Raw genomic sequence first — 22704 nt, 5'->3', positions numbered from 1 at the left:
CCGCTGGACCAGTTCCTACCCTTCGCCTGAACCGGCCATTCGATGGCCCGCAACGAACCGAGGAGGTGGTGTGTGGAAGGATTCAGGAACGAAGGATTCGTCGAGGTCGCGGTGGTCGAGTACCCGGGAGGCGATCCCTCGGCCGCCTCGGTGCTGGCAGAGATGGCGCACGTGGCCAATCGCCTGGCCCAGCAGCAGCGCCGGCCGTTCAAGCGCGTGTTGGTTACCCGCTGGATCGTGCCGGCCAGTCAGACCGGCGTGCATCGCATCGCCGGTGCGGAAATGCTCGATGCCGCCATTCCCGCAGTGATCGCGGTGCCGGGCCAGATCAGCCCCGGAGCCTGCCTGCGTGCCGACGAGATCCTGCTGGACTGGCTGCGGGCTCATTACGACGGCGGCAGCCTTCTGGCGGCCGCCAGTGATGGCGTAAGCGTACTGGCACGCGCCGGATTGCTGGCCGGGCGCACCGTCAGTGGACCTGATCTGGCGCGGCATCCCGGGCTGCAGGCACAGGCTGCCAGCTGGGTGCCGAGTGAACGCGCACTGGTCGATGACGGCGACCTGTTGACCGTTGGCGGTTCGCAGGCCTGGCGCTTCCTGGCGCTGCGCCTGCTGTACCGGTTGCACGGGCAGGGCGTGGCCAGCGCGGTGGCACAGCAGTTGGGAATCACCGTGCCGGCGACGATCCAGCAGGATCTGGAGCGTTTCAGCGCCAACTTCGCCCATGGCGATCGCGATGTGCTGAAAGCGCAGCGTTGGTTGCATACCACAGCAGCACGCGGCGCTACTCTCGCCGCGATCTGCGAGATTGCCGGGCTTGAGCCGCGGACGCTGCAGCGACGCTTCCTGCGGGCCACGGGGCTGCGCCCCATCGAGTACTGCCAGCGGCTGCGCATCGCCAAGGCGCAGACCCTGCTCCAGCAGGGGGCAGGCATCGATGAAGTGGCCTGGGGCGTGGGCTACGCGGATCAGAGTGCCTTCCGGCGTCTGTTCCTGCGCATTGTCGGCATGACGCCGGCCAATTATCGCCGCCATGTCAACAGCAAGCGGCGTGAACGGCCGTTGATGCCATCGGTGGCGGGCAGCCTGCGCGGTCTGCAGGTCCCCTCGGCACTGCAGTTGGGACGCAGTGCGGCCTAGCGCATGATCAGATGTCGCGCTTGCAACGTGGGCGTGACCCTTCGACCATGCAGCCAGTGAACGAATGAGGCAGGTGGGCTGATGTCGAGTGTTGGACCGGTGCCGATGCCGGTGGTATTGATTCTCGCGTGCGTGTTGCTGGCGATGGCCGTGGCCCATTTATGGCCACGTCGGAAGGACGGGGGGCCGTTACCCTCGGCGGCAAGCATGGTGCTGGACATGTTGCTGATCGGCCTGCTCTTTGGCCGCATCAGTTTCGTTGCCTTGAACCTTGCCTTGTATCGCGAGGCACCCTGGAGCATTCTGCAGATCGCAGACGGCGGCTACCACCTGCCGGTAGTGCTTGTTGCCGGGCTGGCGTGGGGGCTGTGGCGATTGCGGCGTTGGCGCCCACTGCGCGCGCCGGTACTGGTCGGCGCGTTGATTGGTATGTTGCTATGGGCAGGTGGCAGCCAGCTGCTGTCAGCCTGGCAGGAACGGCAGATGCCGCTGCCGACGTTGCAGGTGGCTGATCTGCAGGGCGGGAAGGTTGATCTGCAGCAGTTCAAGGGTAAACCGCTGGTACTGAATCTCTGGGCGACCTGGTGCGGGCCCTGCCGGCGCGAGATGCCGGTGCTGGCGGCGGCACAGCAGGCACACGCGGATGTGCAGTTCGTATTCCTCAACCAGGGCGAAACCCTGGGCGAGGTCCAGGGTTTCATCGCCGGCGAGCGGCTCATGCTCGGCAACGTGTTGCTCGACGATGACGCTGCAGCATCCACCGTGCTCGGCGTGCAGGCCTACCCGTCGACCCTCTTTTTCGATGCCGAAGGACGCCTGCGCGAACTGCACCTCGGCGAACTGACCGCAGCCGGTCTTGAACACAAACTGCGCCGGCTGCGGTAGCCTGCGCGGGCATCTCACTACGGAGTTCCCATGTTGTCGACTTCCCTGCGCACCGTCCCTGCGGTGCTGTTGCTGCCGGTCATGCTGGCATTGGCCGCCTGCAGCCAGGCACAGACACCGCCGGGCAAGGCTGCCGCGGCACCGGCAACAAGTGCTGCGGCCTCCGCCGCCAAGGGCGACCGCCCCGCTGTGCTGAAGGGCATCGAGAAGCATGGCTTCGAGGTTGTTGCCGAATTCGACGCCCCCGGTGGCCTGCGTGGCTTTGCCGGCGTGGTCGGTGGCCAGCAGCCGGCCGCGGCTTACGTCACTGCCGATGGCAAGCATGTACTGGTTGGCAGCCTGTTCGATGCCGAGGGCAACGACGTGGCCGCCGAGGCCGTTGAGAAACTGGTTGCGCAGCCGATGTCGGCCAAAATGTGGACCAAGCTGGAGGCCAGCGCGTGGGTGCGCGATGGCAAGGCCGACGCGCCGCGGGTGGTCTACACCTTCAGCGATGCCAACTGCCCGTACTGCCACAAGTTCTGGGAAGCGGCGCGTCCGTGGGTCGATGCGGGCAAGGTCCAGCTGCGTCACATCATGGTCGGTGTGATCCGCGAAGACAGTCCGGCCAAGGCGGCCGCCATCCTTGCTGCGCGTGATCCGAGTGCAGCGCTGCTGCAGAATGAGCATGAGTTCGATCGCGGTGGCATCAAAGCGCTGCCGAACATCAGTCGCGAGATCGCTGGCAAGCTCGACGCGAACCAGGTGCTGATGATCGAGATGGGCTTCCAGGGCACGCCAGGCATCCTGTTCCAGGATGCGCAGGGCCAGGTGCAGCGTCGCGCCGGCCTGCCGCAGGGTGCCGACCTGCAGACGGTGCTGGGCCCGCGCTGAGCCGCGACTCTCATCGTGAATGACCCACGGGCCCGCATGGCAGCATGCGGGCCTGTTGCTTTTCGTGATCAAAACCGACATTGCGGCCTGCGCATGACTTGTTCGTCATCACGTCTGAATAGTGACTGACATCAAGCCTCGCGCCTTGATTCCAATCAAGGCCAAAAACGACAGGTGAATTAGCCTGTGACGCATGGAATACAGCGTCAATGCGCGATGGATGCCGCGCTCGCCACGCCCTGATCAGGGTCGGCCGGCTCAGCCATTCACGACAACCTCACCCCGTGCTTGTTACCCAGACCGCTGCGGCCGCCACCTCTCTGGCAGCGCGGCCTTGTTGGCGTCGACATTGGTGTGGGCAGGACAGTGTCATCGTCCTGTGGCCTGCGATGTGCAGGCTGACTGGTGTCGTCAACGCAGTATCCGCATTTCCAACAACGGTAACGTGAGGCCGGAGCGGCGCATGCGTGCGTCCCGCCATCGCGCTGCGAGTGTTTTTCCAGGGAGGATGCAATGCGCTTGGCGGTAGTGAGTCTGGCCTGTTTGACCGCGTTGGTGATCACACCGGCGTATGCGCAGCAGGATGACCGGGAGGACGCGCAGGCCCTGCGCCGTGAGATCGCGGCCATGCGGCAGGCACTTGAAGGCATGCAGCAGCGCTTGGACCGTCTCGAGCGGCACGATGGGGCTGCTGTACCCGCCAGCGCATCGCTGCCAGCTCCCGTGATCGCACCCACCGGTACCGCCAACCTGCTGCACCCTACCCAGGTGCCGGGCGTGGCGCCGCCGGTGCTGCCACTGCGCGAATCGGTGGCCGATCCGTCCACCGCTGCGTCGCGTCCCGACAGTGCCGCTGGTCCGACCGATCCCGATCTGAAGGGCTTCTTCGCTATTCCAGGTACCGACACGGTGATCCGTATCGGCGGCTACGCCAAACTCGATGCCATCGCCGATTCGCGTGGAGCAGGTGACGAGGATCAGTTCATCCCCTCGTCGATGCCGGTGGGCGGCAATCATCGCGATGTCTCCAACTTCAACATCCACGCCAAGCAGACCCGTTTCAGCTTCGAGGCACGGCGTCCGACCACGCATGGCAACCTGCGCTTCTACCTGGAGAATGATTTCTTCGGCAGCAGCGATGGCTACGAATTCCGTCTGCGCCATGCCTATGGCCAGCTCGGCAATACCTACGCCGGCTATGGCTATTCCAGTTTCATGGATCCGGACAGCCTGCCCGATACGCTGGACTTTGCAGGGCCCGGCGGCGCCGGTTACCTGCTGGTGGCAGGCATCCATCACAGCTTTGCGATGGGCAAGGGCAACACCCTGACCGTCGCTGCAGAAGATCCGAAGACCGAACTTGCCGGTGCCAGCGATGAGCGCGCCGCCGTGAACCGGCTGCCGGATGTGACGGTGACCGCGCGCATGGAGCGCGATTGGGGCCACCTGCAGCTGGGCGCGGTGGCACGTAGCCTGGCCTACGACGGTGACGATGAGCGCGACCGGCGCATGGCCGGTGGCCTGCAGCTGAGCGGCTCGGCATCGGTAGGCGAACGCGACCTGCTGCTGTTCGGCGCTTTGGGTGGGCGCGGCCTCAGCCGCTACACCGCTGACCTGACCGGCTCCGGACTGGACGCGGTGGTCGGTGCCGATGGCCACCTCGATGCACTGGATCTGCACGGCGGCTTTGTGGGTTACACCCACTACTGGTCCGAGTTGTGGCGTTCGAACCTGATCTTCGGCCAGCTGACCCTGGAGCGTAATGCCGCACTGGCGGCCGACGCGTTCCGGCAGAGCCGTTACGGCGTGTTCAATCTGATCTGGAGCCCGGCGCCGTCGTGGACGATGGGCATGGAGCTGCTGTACGGACGTCTGGAACAACAGGGCGGTGCGCGCGGCGACACGGTCCGGGTGCAGGGCAGCCTGCAATACAACTTCATCAAATAGGCGCCAGCGGTCGTACGCCAGCGTAACCGTCCCCACGCCCGGTTGTACCGGGCTCATGCCAGTACAGGAGATTGTCATGGCAGAAGCAAAGAAAATCGGGGTGGTCGGAGCCACCTTCCTCGTCGCCGGCAACATGATGGGCTCAGGCGTGTTCCTGCTGCCATCCAGCCTGGCCAAGATTGGTACCGCCTCTATCTGGGGCTGGCTGATCACCACCGCGGGCGCGCTGCTGCTGGCCTTCGTGTTCGCCAAGCTGGGCAAGCTGGCACCCAAGGCGGGCGGCCCCTACGCCTATGCGCGTGACTGGTTCGGGCCCTACATGGGCTTCCAGACCAACACCATCTACTGGTTCGCCAACTGGATCGGCAACGTCGCCATCCCGATCGCGGCGGTCGGCTACTTCAGCTACTTCTTCCCGATCCTGTCCGAGCCGCTGGTGCGCTGCATCGCGGTGCTGGTGCTGGTGTGGGCGCTGAGCTTCGCCAACATGATCGGCCCGGCGTTCGTCAGCCGCGTGCAGACGGTCACCACCAGCTTCGCACTGGTGCCGATCCTGGGTATCGCCATCTTCGGCTGGTTCTTCTTCGATGCCGACATCTTCAAGGGCGCCTACAACGTGTCCGGTGAATCCAACTTCGGCGCGATCTCCAGTGCGGCGGCACTGACCCTGTGGGCCTTCATTGGCGTCGAATCCGCTTCGGTCACCGCCGGCGTGGTGGAGAATCCGGAAAAGAACGTGGCCCGCGCCACCCTGGCGGGTGTGTTCCTGGCTGCCATCGCCTACATCGCCAGTTCTTCGGTGATCATGGGCATGGTGCCCAACGGCGAGCTGCAGACCTCCGATGCTCCGTTCGCACTGGCGGCGGCCAAGGCCGTCGGTGGCTGGGGTGGTGCGCTGGTCAGCCTGTGCGCCTTCATCGGCGCTGCCGGTTCACTGGGCGGCTGGATCCTGCTGACCGCGCAGAGCGCCAAGGCGGCCTCCGACGATGGCCTGTTCCCGAGCATCTTCAGCAAGACCAACAAGGATGACGTGCCGGTCAAGGGCGTGCTGATCGTAGCGGTGCTGATGACCCTGGCGGTGCTGGTGACCTCCACCTCGAAGACCGCCTCGGCCCAGTTCGACGTGATCACTTCGGCGGCGGTGGTGCTGACGCTGCTGCCGTACATCTATTCGTGCGTGGCCTGCTACTTCGTGGTGGAGCGGTCGCACACGCTGGTGCACACCGGTGCGTTCTGGACCCTGACCAGCCTGACGGTCGTGTACTGCCTGTGGGCGATCTACGGCTCGTCGGGAACGATCGTGCAGTACGCCTTCCTGTTCGTGCTGTTCATCACCGTGTTCTATCCCTTCTTCAGCGAGGAGCGTCGCCAACAGCGGCAGCGTTCCCGCGAGGCGGCGGCAATTTCGTCCGGCGCCCAGCGTTCCTGAGTTAGACAAGGAGAATCAACGTGTATTTCAAGTCTCTGGATTATCCGGTCATCGTCATTGACGGTGACTACGACTCGCCGCGCATCGGCGGCATCCTCATCCGTGCGCTGGTGGAAGAGCTGCGCAGCAATGACCAGCGCGTGCTGTGCGGCCTGAACCTGGATGACGCCCGTGCCGGCGCCCGTACCTATGTGGCTGCTTCGGCGGTGCTGATCTCGATCGACGGCAGCGAGGAGGTCGATGGCGAGTTCCAGCGCCTGACCGCCTTCCTGCGCGAGCAGAGTGCGCGCCGGGCCAACCTGCCGGTATTCCTGTACGGCGAGCGCCGTACCATCGAGAAGGTGCCGAGCAAGCTGCTCAAGTACATCCATGGCTTCATCTTCCTGTTCGAAGACACCAAGAGCTTCATCTCGCGTCAGGTGATGCGTGCGGCCGAAGACTACATGCAGAACCTGCTGCCGCCGTTCTTCAAGGCGCTGATCCACCACGCGGCGGAGTCGAACTATTCCTGGCATACGCCTGGCCATGCCGGTGGCGTGGCCTTCACCAAGTCACCGGTCGGGCGCGCCTTCCACCAGTTCTACGGTGAGAACACGCTGCGCAGCGATCTGTCGATTTCGGTGCCGGAGCTGGGCTCGCTGCTGGACCACACCGGCCCGATCAAGGAGGCCGAGGACGAGGCCGCGCGCAACTTCGGCGCCGACCACACCTTCTTCGTCACCAACGGTACGTCGACGGCCAACAAGATCGTGTGGCACGGTACCGTGGCCCGTGGCGACGTGGTGTTCGTCGACCGCAACTGCCACAAGTCGCTGCTGCATTCGCTGATCATGACCGGCGCGGTACCGGTGTATTTCACGCCCAGCCGCAATGCGCACGGCATCATCGGCCCGATCAGCCTGGACCAATTCACCCCGGAATCCCTGCAGCAGAGCATCGCGGCCAATCCGCTGGCCAGCCAGGCCTACCAGGCCGGTTCCAAGCCGCGTATCGCGGTGGTGACCAACTCGACCTACGACGGCCTGTGCTACAACGCCGAGAAAATCGCGGAGGAGATCGGCAGCGCGGTCGACTTCCTGCATTTCGACGAGGCCTGGTACGCCTATGCCGCGTTCCATCCGTTCTACGAGAACCACTACGGCATGGCCAAGGGCAAGCCGCGCGAGCAGGATGCGATCATCTTCACCACTCATTCCACGCACAAGCTGTTGGCTGCGTTCTCGCAGGCCTCGATGATCCACGTGCGCAATTCGGCCAGCCGCGACCTGGACGCTGAACGCTTCAACGAATCGTTCATGATGCATACCTCGACCAGCCCGCATTACGGCGTGATCGCGGCGTGTGATGTTGCCTCGAAGATGATGGAAGGCGATGCGGGTCGTTCGCTGGTACAGGAAATGCACGACGAGGCCATCGCCTTCCGCCGCGCGATGCTGCACGTGCGCGATGACCTCGGTCGCGACGACTGGTGGTTCAGCGTGTGGCAGCCGACCCAGGTCGAGCGCAGCCTGGACAAGGGCGATACGCCGGCACCGCTGGTGGCCAAGCGCGAGGAGTGGTACCTGCAGCCGGACGCGCACTGGCACGGTTTCGAGAACCTGGTCGACGACTACGTGCTGATCGACCCGATCAAGGTGACCCTGCTGACCCCGGGCCTGGCGATGGACGGCAGCATGGGCAAGCTGGGCATCCCGGCGGCGGTGCTGAGCAAGTTCCTGTGGGGCCGCGGCATCACCGTGGAGAAGACCAACCTGTACTCGGTGCTGTTCCTGTTCTCGATGGGCATCACCAAGGGCAAGTGGAGCACCCTGGTCACCGAACTGATGGCGTTCAAGGAGCTGTACGACCGAAACGCGCCGCTGACCCAGGCGCTGCCGACGCTGGCCGCCGATTACCCGGTGGCTTACGCCGGCTGGGGCCTGCGCGACCTGTGCGATGCGCTGCATGCGTTCAACCAGGAGTTCGCGGTGGCTAAGGTGATGCGTGAGATGTACGTGGATCTGCCGACGCCGGTGATGACTCCGGCCGATGCCTACAACCACTTGGTGAAGGGCGAGATCGAGCGGGTCGACATCGAGCAGATCAGCGGCCGCATTGCCGCGACCATGCTCGTACCGTACCCGCCGGGCATTCCGACCATCATGCCGGGCGAGCGCTTCGGTGACAGCGACGAGCCGATCATCCAGTCGCTGCGCATCGCCCGCGAGCAGAACGCGCGCTTCCCCGGCTTCGAGTCGGACGTGCACGGGCTCATCATCGAGCAGGAGGATGGTGCGGTTTCGTACAAGGTGGAGGTGTTGAAGGCCTGACCGGCAACGGTCGTCCGTTCGGCGAACGATGGATACCGCGCGCGAGCAACGCATCCTGACGTTCTCGATCGGAGTCACCCTTGCGGTGAGTGCGGTCGGTTTCAGTGGCGGCCTGCTGGTGGGATCGCAGGCCATCCTGTTCGACGGCGTGTACAGCCTGGTCGACGTTGCCCTGACCCTGGTGTCGTTGTCGGTGTTGCGGCTGGTGGCGCGGGAACAGAGCCCACGCTTCCAGTACGGCTATTGGCACCTGGAGCCGATGGTCGAGGCGCTGGGCGGTGTGATCCTGTCGCTGGCCTGCGTGTACGCGCTGGCCAACGCCGTGATCGGCCTGACCACGGGCGGGCACGAAGTGAAATTCGGGCCCGCGCTGTGGTGGGCAGCGCTGCTGAGTGCCAGCAACCTGGCGATGGCGGCGTTCGTCGCGCAGCGGGCGCGGCATCTGCGCTCGGCGCTGCTGTGGCTGGACGTGCGTGGCTGGCTGTTGGGTGGGTTGATGAGCCTGGCGGTGGTACTGGCCTTCGTGCTGGCACTGGCGCTGCATGGCGGTGAGTGGCACCACTGGGTGCCGTACCTGGATTCGATCGTGCTGGCCTTGATCAGCCTGGCGGTGCTGCCGGTGCCGGCACGCAGTGCATGGAAGGCCATGCGCGAAGTGCTGCAGGTAGCGCCGGATGATCTGGACGGTCGCGTGCAGCAGGTGATGCAGGCCTTCGTGGCCGAACGTGGCTATACAGGCTTCACCAGCCACGTGGCGAAGATGGGGCGGATGCGCTTCATCGAGATCCATGTGCTGGCCGACCCGGCCACGCCATTGGGTTCGGTCGGTGATGTCGACGCGATGCGCGATGAGATCGCGGTGCGATTGGATGCCCGTGCCAGCACGTTCTGGCTGACCATTGATTTTACTGCCGACCCGGCGTGGACGTGACCCCGGAACTGTAGAGCCGGGCCCATGCTCGGCTGCTCCACGCGAACGGCAGCCGAGCATGGGCTCGGCTCTGCAGGTGGACGCAATCGTTGCGCATGGCGGACTACTCTGTTGCGCCAGTTCCATTTGACCTCAACCAGAGTTGAGGTTGCAGACTGCCTCGCAATCCCCGACATCAAGGCGGAGGCTTGGATCGTCTAGCGCAGGTAGTACTCCACTGGCACCACCAGTTCCTGCGGCGCCTTCAGCTCGGCGGGAATGGGCGGTAGCGGCTGCGCACGACGGAAGGTCTGCAGCGCGGCGTCATTCAGCATCGGCTGGCCACTGGACTGCTCCAGCCGCAGCGCCAGCAGGCGGCCCTCACGGTCGATGCTGGCCCTGACCCACGCCGTACCCTGCTGGCGACGCGAGCGCGCGGCGGCGGGGTAATAGCGGTAACGCTCGAGCCGCGCCATCAGGCGGGCTTCCCACTGGTCGCTGGCGGCGCCGGCCTGGAAGTCTGCCGGTGGCGCGTCCGGAGCGGGCGGCGCGGCCGTGATCGATGCCGGTGCGGGACTTGCATCGGTCGCGGCCGCAGGCGGGGCGACCGGCAGCGGTTGCCGGCCACGACCGCCGGTTTCACTGGCAGCCAGCTCGCCTTGGCGTGCGGCGGTGGGCGTGGGCGGCGGAGGCGACTTCGTGGCTTGTGACGCCCGTGCCTGTTGTGCCTGGCTGGGCGTATCGGCCTGGCGTTCCTCTACGGGCTGTGGCGGAGTGGCCGGTGCCAGCAGGCGCAGGCTGATGCGCACGTCCTGTTCCGGTGGCGGCAGCATGGGCGGCGTGGCGACCCAATGCACCAGCAGCAGCAAGGGCAGCAGGTGAAGCCCGATGGTGATCGCGATGGCCTGCCAGTGTTGGCCGCGCTCACTCATCGTCCAGCACCCACAGCAGATCGGCATCGGCGGCGTCGACGGATTCGCCGGGTGACGCGAGTGCGATCACCAGGGACGGCGCCTCTGGCGGCAGGTAGCCCGGCACGCCGGTCCCGCGCAGTACATGCCAGCGGCCGGCAACCAGCACCGCCGGTGCTGGTGCACGGGTCAGCACCTGCGCCATGCGGCTGTCGCGGGCCTGCTGCACGGCCAGCATGCCGTCCAGCATCGGCGCGGCCTCTGCATGCTGGGCCAGCACCACCGCCGAAAGGCGTTGCCGTGCAGTGGCAACCGGGAACCGGACTGCCTTGGTCGAAGCCAGCAGCGTGTTGACCTCGGCGCGCGACAGGTTGCCACCGAACAGGGCCGTACCCGCAGCGGTGGCGTCCTGTACCAGCCCGCCATAGGCCGTCCACGGCCAGCGCGCATCCCAGTCAAGCAACTCCTGCAGGCGCGTGCCGTCGGCGTGGTTGCCCTTGGCCAGCCAGCGCTGCACCCGCTGCAGGCGTGGCTGGCGCTCACTGGCGATCATCTCCAGCACCAGGGCAGCCTGCGGCCGCTGCTGCTGCAGGACCTGCAGCAACCAGCGCTGGGCGGCATGGTCGCCGGCCAGGTCATGGCGCTCGCCCAGCAGCATCCGTTGGGCCGTGGCCGCGCGCCTCACGAACGCGGCCTCGTCCAGGGGCTGGCCACTGGCCAGGTCGATCACCGTGCCGGGCATCGGCTGCGCGCTGGTCACTGTCGCCAGCGCGAGCAGGCACACGGGCAGCCAGCGACGGCTAGAACGCCACATTGATGCCCATCGAAACGGTGCGGCCACGGCCGTTGCCGCGGTCCAGGATCGGGCTGAAGATGCTGTCGATCGAGGCATTGTTGTCATAGGCCTTGTTCTGCAGGTTTTCGATGTTCAGCCACAGGGTGGTGTTGGCCTGGGGCTTGAAGCTGGCGTAGAAGTCCAGCAGCACGCCGGTGCCGCCGGTCTTGCGGGTCTGGAAGAAGTCGTAGCCTTCCTCGGTCGGCCCGGAGTACTCGGCACGCAGGCCGGCCTGCACGCGCTGCTGCCACCAGCGGCCACCCACGTCCAGCGTCCAGTAGCGGTCGGGCAGCGCGGTGATGTCTTCCAGGTTGACGAACTCGATGGCCGGCGCGCTGGTGCGCGAGCGGGTCCAGCTGAGCGTGGCGTGGTAGTGCTCGCTGGCGTAGTGCGCCTCAAGCTCGATGCCGCGCATGCGCACGATGCCTGGGTGGTTCATCCAGCGCGTGGTGGTGCTGAAGTCGTCCACGTCCAGTGCATCGGTCCAGGCGTTGAGCTGCGGATCGCTGTCGATCGGCACCACGAACGGTTCCACTTCCGGCGGATGCACGATCAGCAGGTACTGCGGCTTGATGTAGTCGCGGATGCGGTTGTCGAAGCGGGTGATCCGCAGCTGTGCCAGGTCACCCTCGACGAGCAGTGAGTCGGTGCTGAGGTTGGCGCCGAACTGCAGGTTGCGCGAGCGCTCGCGGTGCAGGAACGGATTGGCACCTACGCCGTCGGCATCGCTCATGCCCTCCAGCGGAATCTTCTCGAAGAACATCTCCTGCACCCGCGGCGGCCGCGAGGTGCGCGAGGCTTCGGCGAACAGCTGCAGCCAGTCGGTGGCCTGCAGCGAGACCGCCAGGCTGGGGCTGAGTGCACGCTCGGTGCGACGCACGTCGATGTCGCCGCCATTGATCTCCGTGCATTGGCCCGGCACATCCGAGCACACCGGAATATGGCCGCGGATGCCGTAGCGGTCCTGGCGCAGGCCGGCGGTCAGGGCATAGATGTCGTACTGCAGTTCCAGCGTACTGAAGACGCTGTCGAGCTGGCTGCGGCCCTGCGGATTGGCGCCGCGCAGGGTGGGAGTGTCGGCGACGTAGATGTCCGACTGGTGCTTGATGCCGGTATTCCAGCGCGCCCGCAGCGCACCGATGTCGAAGTGGCTGGTGTTGTCTACGGTCCAGCTGCTCAGGCTGCTGTGTGTGCGGCGGCCGATGTAGCTGGAATCCTCCACCGGCGGATAGAACAGCCGGGTCTTGTTGCTGGCGAAGGTCGCGCGCAGGTCGATCCACGGCGAATAGGGCGTGTAGTGGTAGCTGGCCCGCTGGTTGCGCGCGGAAATCTGCCACGGGTAGTTGTGGTAGAAGTCGTTTTCGTAATGCATGTGGCTCAGGTCGAGCCGATGCTGGTCACTCGGCTGCAGGCGCGCTTTCAACAGCCAGCTGCTGGGCTGCTGGCTGCCGGGGTCGGCACTGTTCTTCTGCCCGCGTGCGGTGGCGTACTCGTTGCTGCGGCTGCTGCTGGCAGCGGCCAGCAGGCCGAACTGGCGGTCACCGCCGTCCTCGCTGTGGCGCCACGCACCGGCGAAGGTGCGGCCGCTGCCATAGCCGTTGTTGCCATGGCGATAGCCCGCACGCAGGCCCCAGTCGCGGCCTTCGCCGAGCAGATCCTCGATATCCAGCGTGCGGAAATTGGCACTGCCGGTCAGCGTACCGGCGCCATCACCGCCGGCAACCGCGCCGCGCTGCACGTCCACGCCGGCCAGCAGGAACGGGTCGACATAGGCGAACGGGCCACCCGAGCCATGCCCGGCGTTGTTGCGGAAGGTCTGGGTGACTCCGTCGATCATGGTGTTGACCCGGCCGGCGCCGGTCATGCCGCGGATGTTGACCTGCAGGCCAGGTTGGCTGCGCGAATGGAAGCTGTGGGTGCCGGGCATCGAACGCAGCAGGCTGTTGCCTTCCTGGCGTTCGGCCATCGCCACACGCTCGCTGCCGACCGTGGGCGCGAAACCATCACGGGTGGCCGGTACGTACTGGCTGGCGCCGGCGCCCGGTGCATGGCCGTGCGCGGTATCGCCCTGCACCCGCAGCGGCCCGGTGCGGCGGCTGCCATCACCCCGTTCGGCGGGTGCCGGTTCCAGGGTGGCGCGGCGTGCATCGATGAAGCGCGGGCGCAGGCCGCTGCCTGTGAGCAGATGGGACAATGCCTGGGCGTCGTCGAAATCACCGCGCAGGGCAGGGGCGGCATGGCCGGCGGGCAGCGCCGCACCGATCACCAGATCGACGCCGCTCAGGCGGCTGTAGGCATCCAGTGCGGCAGCCAGTGGCTGTGCGGGCAGATCGTAGTGGCGGGTGGCCGCCTGCGCCTGCGCACTGGCAGGCAGCAGTGGAATCGCGCTGGCACAGGCCAGCGACAGGGCGAGGACAAGGGGGCGGTGGCACAGCATCGGGGGCTCCAGGAGGTGACGCAGAGCGTCGTCATCCTGGGTAGACGCGGCCGCGGACCGGATGTCAGGGTGCATCACGCTGTTCCCTGCGCGGCGGCAGCCACACCTGTATGCCTGCACCGAAGTGCAGCACGCGCACCTGCAGCTGGGTGGCCAGCTGGTCGCGGTTGCTGGCCGCACCATCGGCCCTGCCGAGCAGGGTGACCGGCTGCTGGCGCAGGCGCTCGCCGACGACCCATGTGTGCCCGCCATGCCAACGGTCCAGACCCTGGGCGACTTCAGCCAGGGGGGCCGACACCCAGTGCAGGCGCCGTTCGCGCCAGGCCAGGACACTGCTGTCTGCGTCTGTCGCGATCGCCGGTGTGTTTCCATTGAAGCGCAGCTGCTGACCCTCGCTGGCCTGCACGCTGCTGGCGCCGCTTTCCACGCGGACGCTGTGTTCGGTGACTGTGACCACGCTGCTGCCGCCCTGCACGGCCAGATCAAATGCGGTTCCCAGTGCGGTGACGGTGCCCTGTGGGGTGTGTACCTGGAATGGCCGGTCGGCATCGGCGGCGACCTTGAACCAGGCTTGCCCTCGCTGCAGCTGCAGCTGGCGGCGCTGTGCGTCGACGCGCACATGCACTTCGCTGCCCGGCGACAACAGCACATGCGAGCCGTCCGGCAGGGCTTCATCACGGATCTCGCCAGCGGCGGTGCGCAGTACCTGAGCAGCAGGCGGCGAGGCGTGGCGGCTGTACAGACCGAGCGCGCACAGCAAAAGGACCGCAATGCCGGCTTCGCGGAGGCGGCGGCGTTGCCTGCGTTGCTGGTGCCGCTGCAAGCTCGGCAACGCTGCACCGGCCTGCCACAGCTGCTGCAGATGCTGGTAATGCGCGGCATGTCGCGGATCGGCCTGGTACCACTGTTCGAACGCGCTCTCGTCGCGGTCACCGTCGTGCCCGTCCAGCCACCAGCGTGCGGCTTCGCGCGCGATCGCGTCCTGGCTCATGCGCCCGGTACCTGCTGCAGGGCGACCAGAGCACGCAGCAGATGGCCATGCGCGGTCTGCCGGCTGATGCCGAGCTGGCGGCCGATCTCGGCCAGTGCCAACTGCTCCACCCGGGCCAGCAGGAACACCTGGCGTGATCGCGGCGGCAGCGCGGCGATGATTGCATCGAGATGGCGCAGCTGTTCGGCGTCGAGCAGGCGTTGCTCCGGCAGCGGTGCAGGATCGGCGATGGCGTGCAGCTGCGCGTCATCCAGCGCCTCTTCGCGACGGCGCTGGCGTTGCCGGTAGTGGTCGGCGATCAGGTTGTGGGCAACGCGGTACAGATAGGCGCGGCCATTGTTCAGCAGGCCGCTGGTGGCGACCTTGACGACACGCAGCCAGGTTTCCTGGACGACGTCATCGGCGTCGCTGCGTTGCGGGAGTTTGCGGCGGACATGGGCGTGCAGCGGCCGGTAATGGGCCGCGCACAGATGCGCGACATCCGTCGGTTCGACAGGCGTGGACACGGGGCGGGCGACAACTGGGAAAGGGAACAGCCCGCGGCGGCAAGGGCAGCGGCTGCACCTTACAGCAAAAGAGAATCATTTGCATCAACGAGTGCGGGCGGTGAACGACGCACGGCCGCCGGTGGGGTTACCGTGGTGGGTAATCGCAGTGGATCTGCAACGATTCGGTCGGGTTGTGATGCAGCACGAATCCGCAGTGCTGCAGGCTGCGCTTCACCCGCGTGACCGCCTCGGCATGGCGGGCGACGCGACGGCGTTGCCAGCGCAGCGGAGTAAATACGCCCAGGGGCAGCAGTCGTAGCCGCTTGCCGCGCAGTACCAGTGAGACATCGACATGGCAGCCATCGATGTCGTGACCATTGGCCCCGAAGATAGCGTCGACCTCATCGTGACGCTGAGGGTAGCAGGTGCGGAAGAGGGTGATGCCGAACCGCCGCACGAGGCGGCGGAAACCACCGAGGCGGCTGTGGCTGGGTTCGAAGCCGCGGGTGAGCAGCAGGCGCAGTTCGGCAGGTAGCAGCGCCTGGGCATCGAGCAGGCGCTGCAGCACCTCTGTTTCGATCTGGATATGGGTAGAGGGCCAGCGCGGGGCGATGAGCAGCCCGTGGTGGCTGCCGCGTTGCAGGGTCAACATGGCGGAAGATTGGCATGCCGGAATGCCGTCGGGTAGTGCCGGCCGCTGGCCGGCACTACCATCGTCGGGTCAGAGATCGCGGTACTGGATCTGTGAAGCCAGCACGCGCAGGCCGTCAGCATTGCTGGACAGGATGCGTTCTTCGCCGACACCTTTCTGCCGCTTCAACTGGAAGCCCTGATCCGCAGGCAGCTGTGCGGCGATGGCGTCCATGCGTTGCAGGGCATCAGGGCCGCTGCAGTCGAAGTGGCCCCAGTGGGCGCCATCGCGGTGGATCTGCAATCGGTAGTTCATCGCGGCATCTCCGGCAGGTCCTGTAGCCAATGGTCGAACATCGCGGTGGCGGCAGCGGCCAGTGGTGCACCGTAGCGGCGTGCCTGCGCGCGCAGATCGTTCGGATCGATGCCGGCCTGGGCCAGCTCCAGGGTGTGGCCGATCAGCCAGCGCTCGAACTGGCGCGCGTCCAGTTCCGGATGGCATTGCAGGGCCAGTGCGTGGCTGCCGATGGCGAAGGCCTGGTGACGGCAGGCCGGCGTGCTGGCCAGGCGGCGTGCACCGGCCGGAAGTTCGAACGCCTCGCCATGCCAATGCAGTACCGGAATGCCCTGCAGGGCCTGCAGCGGGGAACGCTGGCCTTCATCGGTCAGCAGCAGCGGTGCAAAACCGATCTCTTTGCCACCACTGGGAGCGACGCTGGCACCAAGCGCGTGGGCCATCAACTGCGCGCCGAGGCAGATGCCCAGGGTCGGCCGCTGCTGCTGCAGGCGACGCTGCAGCACAGTGATACTCTCGGCCAGGAACGGATAGGTATCCACATCGTTGACACTGATCGGCCCACCAAGCACTACCAGCAGGTCGGCAGAGTCGACCGGATCGAGCGCATCGATACCGGCCTGCAGCACCTGCAACTGCCAACCCTGCGTCAGCAGCAGCGGCTGCAGGGTGCCGAGGTCTTCGAAGGCGACGTGTTGCAGAACGACTGCGTGCTTCATGCCGGGGCTCCGCTGTTCGGCCAGTAGAAGCTGTCCGGGGTGGCGCGGGCGCCGAAGATGGCTTGGCCGACACGAACCACGGTGGCGCCTTCCTCGATGGCGACTTCGAAATCGCCGGACATGCCCATCGACAGCTGCGACAGGTCGAGACCGGGCGGGGCGGTGTGTTGCAGTTGGTCGCGCAGTTCGCGCAGGCGCACAAAGCAGGCGCGCACGCGCTCGACGTCGGGGGTGAAGATGGCCAGGGTCATCAGGCCGCGCACGCGCAGGCGATCGAAGGCCGGCAACTGCTGCACGAAGGCCTCGACCGCGTCGGGTTCCAGTCCGTACTTGCTCGGCTCGGCCGAGGTGTTGACCTGCACGAACACATCCAGCGTGCGGTCTTCCAGCTGCAGGCGCTGCTGCAGGGCCTCGGCCACGCGCAGGCTGTCCAGCGCCTGGAACTCGCTGGCAAAGCGCGCCACGTAGCGCGCCTTGTTGGTCTGCAGATGGCCGATCACCGACCAGTGCACGCCAAGGTCGGCCATTGTTTCGGCCTTGCGCTGTGCTTCCTGCACCTTGTTCTCGCCCAGTTCCTGGCAGCCGGCGGCCACCGCCATGCGGATGCGGGCGTCATCGACGGTCTTGCTGACCGGAAGCAGGCGCACGCTGGCCGGATCCCGGCCGACACGCGCGCAGGCATTGGCGATGCGTTGGCGCACCGTGACCAGGTTGTCGGCGATCTGTTCAACGGACTGGGCGACGGGCCAGTCGGCAGCGGCAAGGGGCATGCGGGCACCTCCAATGCAGGGTGGCCAGGGTGGGATACACTGGCACAGGACAAGAGATATTTTGGCATAGGACAAAATGAAAATCACCGGGCATAGCGCCGAGTCGATCTTCGACAGCATCCGCGACGGCATCGGCAAGGGCCGCCTGCCGGCCGGCAGCGTGCTGCCGCCGGTGCGTGAATTGGCCGAGCAGCTGGGCGTGAACCGCAACACCGTGGCCGCTGCCTACAAGCGCCTGGATGCGGCGGGCCTGGCCAGCACGGCGGGCCGCCGTGGCACGGTGGTGCGCGGATTGCCGCCGACGCTGGCGCGCGAGGGCAGTACGCCGGGGCTGGCGCTGCAGGACCTGGCCGGCGGCAACCCGGATCCTCGCCTGTTGCCGAACCTGCGCCTGGCCCCGGCGGCGCCGCGCTTGTACGGCGTGGGCACGGTCGACCCGAGGTTACAGGCGCTGGCACGGGCCTCGCTGGATGCGGACTGCCCCGAAGGCTATGCGCTGGAGCTGACCCATGGCGCGGTCGATGGCATCGAGCGCCTGCTGGCGGCGTGGCTGCTGCCGGGCGATCGCATCGCGGTGGAGGATCCGTGTTTCCTCGGCAGCCTCAACGTGCTCAACGCGGTGGGTCACGCGCCGTTGCCGGTGGCGATGGACGCGCACGGCATGCAGATCGAATCGCTGCGGCAGGCGCTGGGGGCCGGTGCACGCGCGGTGCTGCTGACCCCGCGGGCACACAACCCGACCGGGGCCAGCCTGGATGCGAAGCGGGCGCGGGCGTTGCGCCAGCTGCTGGCGGCCTATCCGCAGGTGGCGGTGCTGATCGATGATCACTACGCGCTGCTCTCGCAGCAGGCCTATCACTCGGTGCTGCCGCTGGATGGTCGTCGCTGGGCTGTGCTGCGCTCGTTGTCCAAGCCACTCGGTCCCGATCTGCGGCTGGCGTGGTTGGCCTGCGATGAAGAGACCGCGTCGCGGTTACGGTTGCGGTTGGCGTCCGGTACCGGCTGGGTCAGCCACCTGCTGCAGGATGCGGCGACTTCGGTGCTGGCATCGGCGACGCAGCAGGCGAAGATCGCGTCGGCAGGTGAGCGCTACCAGCAGCGGTTGCAGTCGCTGCAGGAACTGCTGCGTGCACGTGGCGTGCCGACACCGCAGCCGATGGAAGGATTGAACCTGTGGCTGCCGTTGCTGGCGGACAGCCATCCGCAGGTGCTGGCGCTGGCTTCGCGCGGATGGCATGTGCGTGCGGGCGAAGTATTCGCGGTGGCGGCACCGGGCCATGGTCTGCGCATTACCTGCGCGGCGCTGGGGTCGGCGCAGTTGCGGCAGCTGGCCGATGATCTGGCGGCGGTGTGTGGTTTGTAGCGTCGAGCCATGCTCGACTGCCGTGCGCGTAAAGCAGTCGAGCATGGCTCGACGCTATAAAAGCAGATCAGGGCGCGGCGTTGGCACCCGGGCGCACGTAGTAGGACTGGCCGCTGTCATCGACGAACATCAGTTCCGGCTTGCCCTGCCAGGAGGTGAGCATGGCGCCAGTGTTGTTCTGGTGCTTGACCATCAGGCTGGCGCCACGGTCCGGATTGGCCACCACCTTGAACACTTCGGTGGTGCCGGTGGCATCGTCCAGGGTCAGCAGCGCTTCGCCGCCGCGGTCGCTGGTGCCGTAGCCGCCGCGTTCGGAGCCGTCGGGGCCGAGCAGGATCAGGCCGGACAGGGCGGTGGCGCGCGGCCCCTGGGTACGGCCCTGGCTGAGCGGATCGGGAACCGGTGCGCCGAGGATTACCCGCGGTTGGCCGCTTGCATCGTGGATGATCAGCCCGCGTGCCTCGATGATGCGCTGTGGCGATTGGCTGCGATGCAGGTTCCAGGCGGTCCAGCCGGAAACAAGCAGGGCGAGGGTCGAGACCACCAGTGTGGTCAGCAGCAGTGCACGGGGCATCGGGTCGTCCTTCCTTGGATGTGCCGACGATAGCGGATGCGGGCCGGCAATGGCCAGTTCGTTGTGTGACGTTGTGTATCGTCAGTGGAAATCGCGGCTGTGGCTGCGCAGTCCCTGCAGCAGTTCATCCAGGCAGTGCATGCGTTGCACGATGACATGCTGCACGCCATCGACGCGTTCCAGGCGGCCATCGATCTGCATCAGCTGGGTATCGACCAGCACCCGGTGCTGGCGATCGGCCAGGTGCCGCCAGACCACGGCGTTGACCATGCCGGTCTCATCTTCGAGCGTGAGGAAGGTGACGCCGCTGGCGGTCTGCGGGCGCTGGCGCATGCGCACCAGGCCGGCGACGCGCACGCGCCGACCATGGCCGTGGCCCGCCAGCTGTGCTGCGTCCAGGCAACCGCGACTGCGCAGCTGCGTACGGAGGAACCAGATCGGATGGCGGCCAAGGGTGGTACCGGTGCTGCGATAATCTGCCTGCATGTCCTCCCAGGCGCTGGGCAGGGGCAGTGGCACGCGGGCTTCGGCGGTGGCGCGGGCCTGGTCGAACAGTGGCAGCCGGTTTTCCACGCCGGAGATATCCCAGCGTGCACGATGGCGATGGCCGCTGATCCCGCGCAGTGCACCGGCATCGGCCAGCAGGCCCTGCTGGCGGCGGTCCAGTGCGGCGCGCTGACACAGGTCGCCCACATCGTCGAACGGGCGCCGCGCACGTTCGCGCATGATGGCCTGCACGGCGGGCTCGTTGCAGCCATCGACCAGGCGCAGTCCGAGGCGGATTGCCGCCGGCCCCTTGCTGAAGTCCAGGGTGCAGTCCCAGTCGCTGTGGCGCACGTCCACTGGCAGCACGCGAATGCCGTGTCGGCGCGCGTCCTGCAGCAGCTGGTCGGGGCTGTAGAAGCCCAGTGGCTGGCTGTTGATCAGGCTGGCAGTGAACGCGGCGGGGTGATGGCACTTCAGCCAGCAGCTGTTATAGGTCAGCAGGGCGAAGCTGGCAGCATGGCTTTCCGGGAAACCGTAATCACCGAAGCCCTTGATCTGCTCGAAGAGGTGTTCGCCGTACTCACGGCTGAAGCCATTCTTCAACATGCCGGCCAGCAACTTCTCGCGATGCGGTTCCAGGCCGCCACGACGCTTCCATGCTGCCATCGAGCGGCGCAGGGCATCGGCTTGGCCAGGTGTGTAACCTGCTGCTTCCACTGCCAGCTGCATCACCTGCTCCTGGAACAGTGGTATGCCCAACGTGCGTGCGAACACGCGCTCCAGTTGCGCTGGATAGAGCGGATTGTCAGGGTCGTTCAGTGCATCCGGGCCTTGCTCGCGCAGGATCCTCCGCCGTTCCAGATAGGGGTGCACCATGTCGCCCTGGATCGGGCCGGGGCGCACGATCGCCACTTCAATCACCAGATCGTAGAAGCTGCGCGGTTGCAGACGTGGCAGCATCGCCATCTGCGCACGCGATTCGATCTGGAACACGCCGATGGTGTCGGCGGCGCAGATCATGTCGTAGGTCTTCGTATCCTTGGCAGGGATCGCATCCATGCGCCCTTCGTGCAGGCCATGCTGTTTCAGCATCGCCAGGCACTTGCGGATGGCGGTGAGCATGCCCAGCGCCAGGCAGTCGACCTTCATCAGGCCGGTGGCATCCAGATCGTCCTTGTCCCATTGGATGACGGTGCGGTCGGCCATCGCCGCGTTTTCCACCGGTACCAGGGTCGACAGGGGATGCTCGGAGATCACGAAGCCGCCCGGGTGCTGCGACAGGTGGCGCGGGAAGTCGATCAGCTCGGCCGTCAGCGCCAGCAGCCGCCGCATCAGCGGGGTTTCCGGATCGAAGCCGCGCTCGCGCAGGGTTTCCGGCAGCGGTACGTGGCCACCCCAGTGGTCCATCGCCGCGCCCAGTTCGTTGACCTGGTCCATCGGCAGGCCGAGCGCACGGGCCACGTCGCGGATCGCGCTGCGACCGCGGTAGCTGATCGCTACCGCGGTCAACGCAGCGCGCTCGCGTCCGTAGCGGTTGAACACGTACTGCAGTACTTCCTCGCGGCGCTCGTGCTCGAAGTCGATGTCGATATCCGGTGGCTCGTCGCGCTCGGCGGAGATGAAGCGCTCGAACAGCAGGTTGCTGCGCGCCGGGTCGATCTCGGTCACGCCCAGCACGAAGCACACTGCCGAGTTGGCCGCCGAGCCGCGGCCCTGGCAGAGGATGTCCTGGCTGCGCGCGAAGCGCACGATGTCCTGCACGGTGAGGAAGTAGGAGGCGTAGTTCTTCTGCCTGATCAACGCCAGTTCGTGCTCGATCTGCGTGCGTTGCGCTGGTTCGATGCCGCCTTTCCAGCGCCACGGGATGCCACGCTCGACCAGCACGCGCAGCCAGCTGTCCGGATCGTGGCCCTCCGGCACCAGTTCGCGTGGATAGGTGTACTGCAACTGCTCCAGCGTGAAGTGGCAACGCTCGGCGATGCGCAGGGTCTCGGCCAGCAGTTCGGGCGGATACAGTTGGGCCAGTGCGGTACGCGGACGCAGGTGGCGCTCGCCGTTGGGGAACAGGCGCCAGCCGGCTTCGGCCACGCTGCAGCGGTGGCGGATCGCGGTCAGGGTGTCCTGCAGGGCGCGGCGGCGGCGCACGTGCATGTGCACATCACCACTGGCGACCAGCGGCAGGCAGTGGCGTTCGCCGAAGGCCTGCAGCAGCTGCAGGCGGCGCGCGTCGTCGTGTTCGTGGTGCAGTTCCACCGCCAACCACAGCCGATCATCGAAGCCGGCGCGCAGCAGTTCCAGATCGGTGGCCGCCGGTTGCCGGTCCAGCCACAGGCACAGCAGGCCGTCGGGCAGGCCGAGCAGGTCCTCGCGCAGGCAGCGGTATTCGCCCTTGGCCGCGCGCCGCCGGCAGGTGGTGATCAACTGGCACAAGCCGGCGTAGGCGGCCTGGTCGGAGCACAGCAGGGCCAGCTTCGGCCCGTCCTCGACCTGGAATTCGGCGCCGACGATCAGCGCCACACCATGCGTCTTGGCGGCCTGCCAGGCGCGCACGATGCCGGCCAGCGAGCATTCGTCGGTGATCGCCAATGCGCGGTAGCCCTGGCCAGCGGCGCGCGCGAACAGTTCTTCGGCGATCGAGGCGCCACGCTGGAAACTGAAGGCCGACAGGCAGTGCAGTTCGGCGTAGCCGGGCAGTTCGTTGTGCATGACGGC

Annotated in this window: 19 protein-coding genes; 8 read left to right on the top strand and 11 right to left on the bottom strand. The window is 66.7% G+C overall.

The features are described 5' to 3' along the window. Nucleotides 1-72: 72 nt before the first annotated feature. The 7 genes from ACZK2G_RS13415 to ACZK2G_RS13385 all read left to right on the top strand — a co-directional run bounded on the left by ACZK2G_RS13415 (nucleotide 73) and on the right by ACZK2G_RS13385 (nucleotide 9514). On the top strand, nucleotides 73-1140 hold the full coding sequence (locus ACZK2G_RS13415) for a GlxA family transcriptional regulator (RefSeq protein WP_046984683.1): 1068 nt from the start codon (nucleotides 73-75) through the stop codon (nucleotides 1138-1140). An 81-nt stretch (nucleotides 1141-1221) separates the two neighbouring features. Continuing rightward, nucleotides 1222-2025, top strand: a complete 804-nt coding sequence (locus ACZK2G_RS13410) for a redoxin family protein (protein ID WP_046984682.1) — start codon at nucleotides 1222-1224, stop codon at nucleotides 2023-2025. A 30-nt stretch (nucleotides 2026-2055) separates the two neighbouring features. Then, nucleotides 2056-2898, top strand: a complete 843-nt coding sequence (gene dsbG / locus ACZK2G_RS13405) for a thiol:disulfide interchange protein DsbG (RefSeq protein WP_046984681.1) — start codon at nucleotides 2056-2058, stop codon at nucleotides 2896-2898. Between the two features lie 513 nt (nucleotides 2899-3411). After that, entirely contained in the window at nucleotides 3412-4845 is a 1434-nt protein-coding gene (locus ACZK2G_RS13400; RefSeq protein ID WP_478473582.1) for a DcaP family trimeric outer membrane transporter, read from the top strand. Nucleotides 4846-4921: 76 nt separating this feature from the next. Beyond that, on the top strand, nucleotides 4922-6274 hold the full coding sequence (gene adiC / locus ACZK2G_RS13395) for an arginine/agmatine antiporter (protein ID WP_426355685.1): 1353 nt from the start codon (nucleotides 4922-4924) through the stop codon (nucleotides 6272-6274). Nucleotides 6275-6294: 20 nt separating this feature from the next. Continuing rightward, complete coding sequence (locus tag ACZK2G_RS13390) at nucleotides 6295-8583, top strand: Orn/Lys/Arg family decarboxylase (RefSeq protein ID WP_046984678.1); 2289 nt, start codon at nucleotides 6295-6297, stop codon at nucleotides 8581-8583. Nucleotides 8584-8611: 28 nt separating this feature from the next. Then, entirely contained in the window at nucleotides 8612-9514 is a 903-nt protein-coding gene (locus ACZK2G_RS13385; protein ID WP_046984677.1) for a cation diffusion facilitator family transporter, read from the top strand. Between the two features lie 197 nt (nucleotides 9515-9711). On the opposite strand, the gene ACZK2G_RS13380 is transcribed toward ACZK2G_RS13385, so the two are convergent. From ACZK2G_RS13380 to ACZK2G_RS13340, 9 genes are all read right to left on the bottom strand, one after another. Further along, the gene (locus tag ACZK2G_RS13380; protein ID WP_478473580.1) at nucleotides 9712-10425 is read right to left on the bottom strand and encodes an energy transducer TonB family protein; all 714 of its coding nucleotides are present in this window, start codon (nucleotides 10423-10425) and stop codon (nucleotides 9712-9714) included. Then, a complete protein-coding gene (locus ACZK2G_RS13375) occupies nucleotides 10418-11218 on the bottom strand; it encodes a ChaN family lipoprotein (protein ID WP_046984675.1) in 801 nt (266 codons plus the stop codon). The genes ACZK2G_RS13380 and ACZK2G_RS13375 overlap by 8 nt, the downstream gene beginning before the upstream one ends. Further along, the gene (locus ACZK2G_RS13370; RefSeq protein WP_478473578.1) at nucleotides 11205-13676 is read right to left on the bottom strand and encodes a TonB-dependent receptor; all 2472 of its coding nucleotides are present in this window, start codon (nucleotides 13674-13676) and stop codon (nucleotides 11205-11207) included. The genes ACZK2G_RS13375 and ACZK2G_RS13370 overlap by 14 nt, the downstream gene beginning before the upstream one ends. A 64-nt stretch (nucleotides 13677-13740) precedes the next feature. After that, nucleotides 13741-14667: a FecR family protein gene (locus ACZK2G_RS13365; RefSeq protein WP_478473576.1), complete on the bottom strand. Its 927-nt coding sequence runs from the start codon at nucleotides 14665-14667 to the stop codon at nucleotides 13741-13743. After that, nucleotides 14664-15173, bottom strand: coding sequence for an RNA polymerase sigma factor (locus ACZK2G_RS13360; protein WP_046984672.1), 510 nt, complete (start codon nucleotides 15171-15173; stop codon nucleotides 14664-14666). The genes ACZK2G_RS13365 and ACZK2G_RS13360 overlap by 4 nt, the downstream gene beginning before the upstream one ends. A gap of 127 nt (nucleotides 15174-15300) precedes the next feature. Then, a complete protein-coding gene (locus ACZK2G_RS13355; RefSeq protein ID WP_478473575.1) occupies nucleotides 15301-15807 on the bottom strand; it encodes a hypothetical protein in 507 nt (168 codons plus the stop codon). A 69-nt stretch (nucleotides 15808-15876) separates the two neighbouring features. Further along, on the bottom strand, nucleotides 15877-16101 hold the full coding sequence (locus ACZK2G_RS13350; RefSeq protein ID WP_046984670.1) for a hypothetical protein: 225 nt from the start codon (nucleotides 16099-16101) through the stop codon (nucleotides 15877-15879). Next, nucleotides 16098-16799: a glutamine amidotransferase gene (locus ACZK2G_RS13345; protein ID WP_478473574.1), complete on the bottom strand. Its 702-nt coding sequence runs from the start codon at nucleotides 16797-16799 to the stop codon at nucleotides 16098-16100. Before ACZK2G_RS13345 ends, ACZK2G_RS13350 begins: the two co-directional genes overlap by 4 nt. After that, nucleotides 16796-17569 carry a YggS family pyridoxal phosphate-dependent enzyme gene (locus tag ACZK2G_RS13340; RefSeq protein ID WP_046984668.1) on the bottom strand — a complete coding sequence of 258 codons (774 nt, stop codon included), beginning with the start codon at nucleotides 17567-17569 and terminating at the stop codon, nucleotides 16796-16798. Before ACZK2G_RS13340 ends, ACZK2G_RS13345 begins: the two co-directional genes overlap by 4 nt. Nucleotides 17570-17645: 76 nt before the next feature. Between ACZK2G_RS13340 and ptsJ the strand changes: the two genes are divergently transcribed. Then, complete coding sequence (ptsJ, locus tag ACZK2G_RS13335) at nucleotides 17646-18932, top strand: MocR-like B6 salvage transcription factor PtsJ (protein WP_253079081.1); 1287 nt, start codon at nucleotides 17646-17648, stop codon at nucleotides 18930-18932. A 67-nt stretch (nucleotides 18933-18999) separates the two neighbouring features. On the opposite strand, the gene ACZK2G_RS13330 is transcribed toward ptsJ, so the two are convergent. Together ACZK2G_RS13330 and ACZK2G_RS13325 are read right to left on the bottom strand one after the other, a co-directional pair. After that, nucleotides 19000-19506: a hypothetical protein gene (locus ACZK2G_RS13330; protein WP_046984666.1), complete on the bottom strand. Its 507-nt coding sequence runs from the start codon at nucleotides 19504-19506 to the stop codon at nucleotides 19000-19002. Between the two features lie 81 nt (nucleotides 19507-19587). Beyond that, nucleotides 19588-22698, bottom strand: coding sequence for an error-prone DNA polymerase (locus ACZK2G_RS13325; protein WP_046984665.1), 3111 nt, complete (start codon nucleotides 22696-22698; stop codon nucleotides 19588-19590). Nucleotides 22699-22704: the final 6 nt, after the last annotated feature.

It is taken from the genome of Stenotrophomonas sp. 107298_Sma, assembly GCF_056480345.1.
The sequence above is the reverse complement of the archived record's forward strand: the minus strand, read 5'-3'. Positions and strand labels throughout refer to the sequence as shown.

Bases quoted from the DNA above. Each gene is read 5' to 3' on its own strand.
- ACZK2G_RS13410 (WP_046984682.1), top strand. From the start codon at position 1,222: ATGTCGAGTGTTGGACCGGTGCCGATGCCGGTGGTATTGATTCTCGCG.
- dsbG (WP_046984681.1), top strand. From the start codon at position 2,056: ATGTTGTCGACTTCCCTGCGCACCGTCCCTGCGGTGCTGTTGCTGCCG.
- ACZK2G_RS13400 (WP_478473582.1), top strand. From the start codon at position 3,412: ATGCGCTTGGCGGTAGTGAGTCTGGCCTGTTTGACCGCGTTGGTGATC.
- adiC (WP_426355685.1), top strand. From the start codon at position 4,922: ATGGCAGAAGCAAAGAAAATCGGGGTGGTCGGAGCCACCTTCCTCGTC.
- ACZK2G_RS13385 (WP_046984677.1), top strand. From the start codon at position 8,612: ATGGATACCGCGCGCGAGCAACGCATCCTGACGTTCTCGATCGGAGTC.
- ACZK2G_RS13380 (WP_478473580.1), bottom strand. From the start codon at position 10,425: ATGAGTGAGCGCGGCCAACACTGGCAGGCCATCGCGATCACCATCGGG.
- ACZK2G_RS13375 (WP_046984675.1), bottom strand. From the start codon at position 11,218: ATGTGGCGTTCTAGCCGTCGCTGGCTGCCCGTGTGCCTGCTCGCGCTG.
- ACZK2G_RS13370 (WP_478473578.1), bottom strand. From the start codon at position 13,676: ATGCTGTGCCACCGCCCCCTTGTCCTCGCCCTGTCGCTGGCCTGTGCC.
- ACZK2G_RS13365 (WP_478473576.1), bottom strand. From the start codon at position 14,667: ATGAGCCAGGACGCGATCGCGCGCGAAGCCGCACGCTGGTGGCTGGAC.
- ACZK2G_RS13355 (WP_478473575.1), bottom strand. From the start codon at position 15,807: ATGTTGACCCTGCAACGCGGCAGCCACCACGGGCTGCTCATCGCCCCG.
- ACZK2G_RS13350 (WP_046984670.1), bottom strand. From the start codon at position 16,101: ATGAACTACCGATTGCAGATCCACCGCGATGGCGCCCACTGGGGCCAC.
- ACZK2G_RS13345 (WP_478473574.1), bottom strand. From the start codon at position 16,799: ATGAAGCACGCAGTCGTTCTGCAACACGTCGCCTTCGAAGACCTCGGC.
- ACZK2G_RS13340 (WP_046984668.1), bottom strand. From the start codon at position 17,569: ATGCCCCTTGCCGCTGCCGACTGGCCCGTCGCCCAGTCCGTTGAACAG.
- ptsJ (WP_253079081.1), top strand. From the start codon at position 17,646: ATGAAAATCACCGGGCATAGCGCCGAGTCGATCTTCGACAGCATCCGC.
- ACZK2G_RS13330 (WP_046984666.1), bottom strand. From the start codon at position 19,506: ATGCCCCGTGCACTGCTGCTGACCACACTGGTGGTCTCGACCCTCGCC.
- ACZK2G_RS13325 (WP_046984665.1), bottom strand. From the start codon at position 22,698: ATGCACAACGAACTGCCCGGCTACGCCGAACTGCACTGCCTGTCGGCC.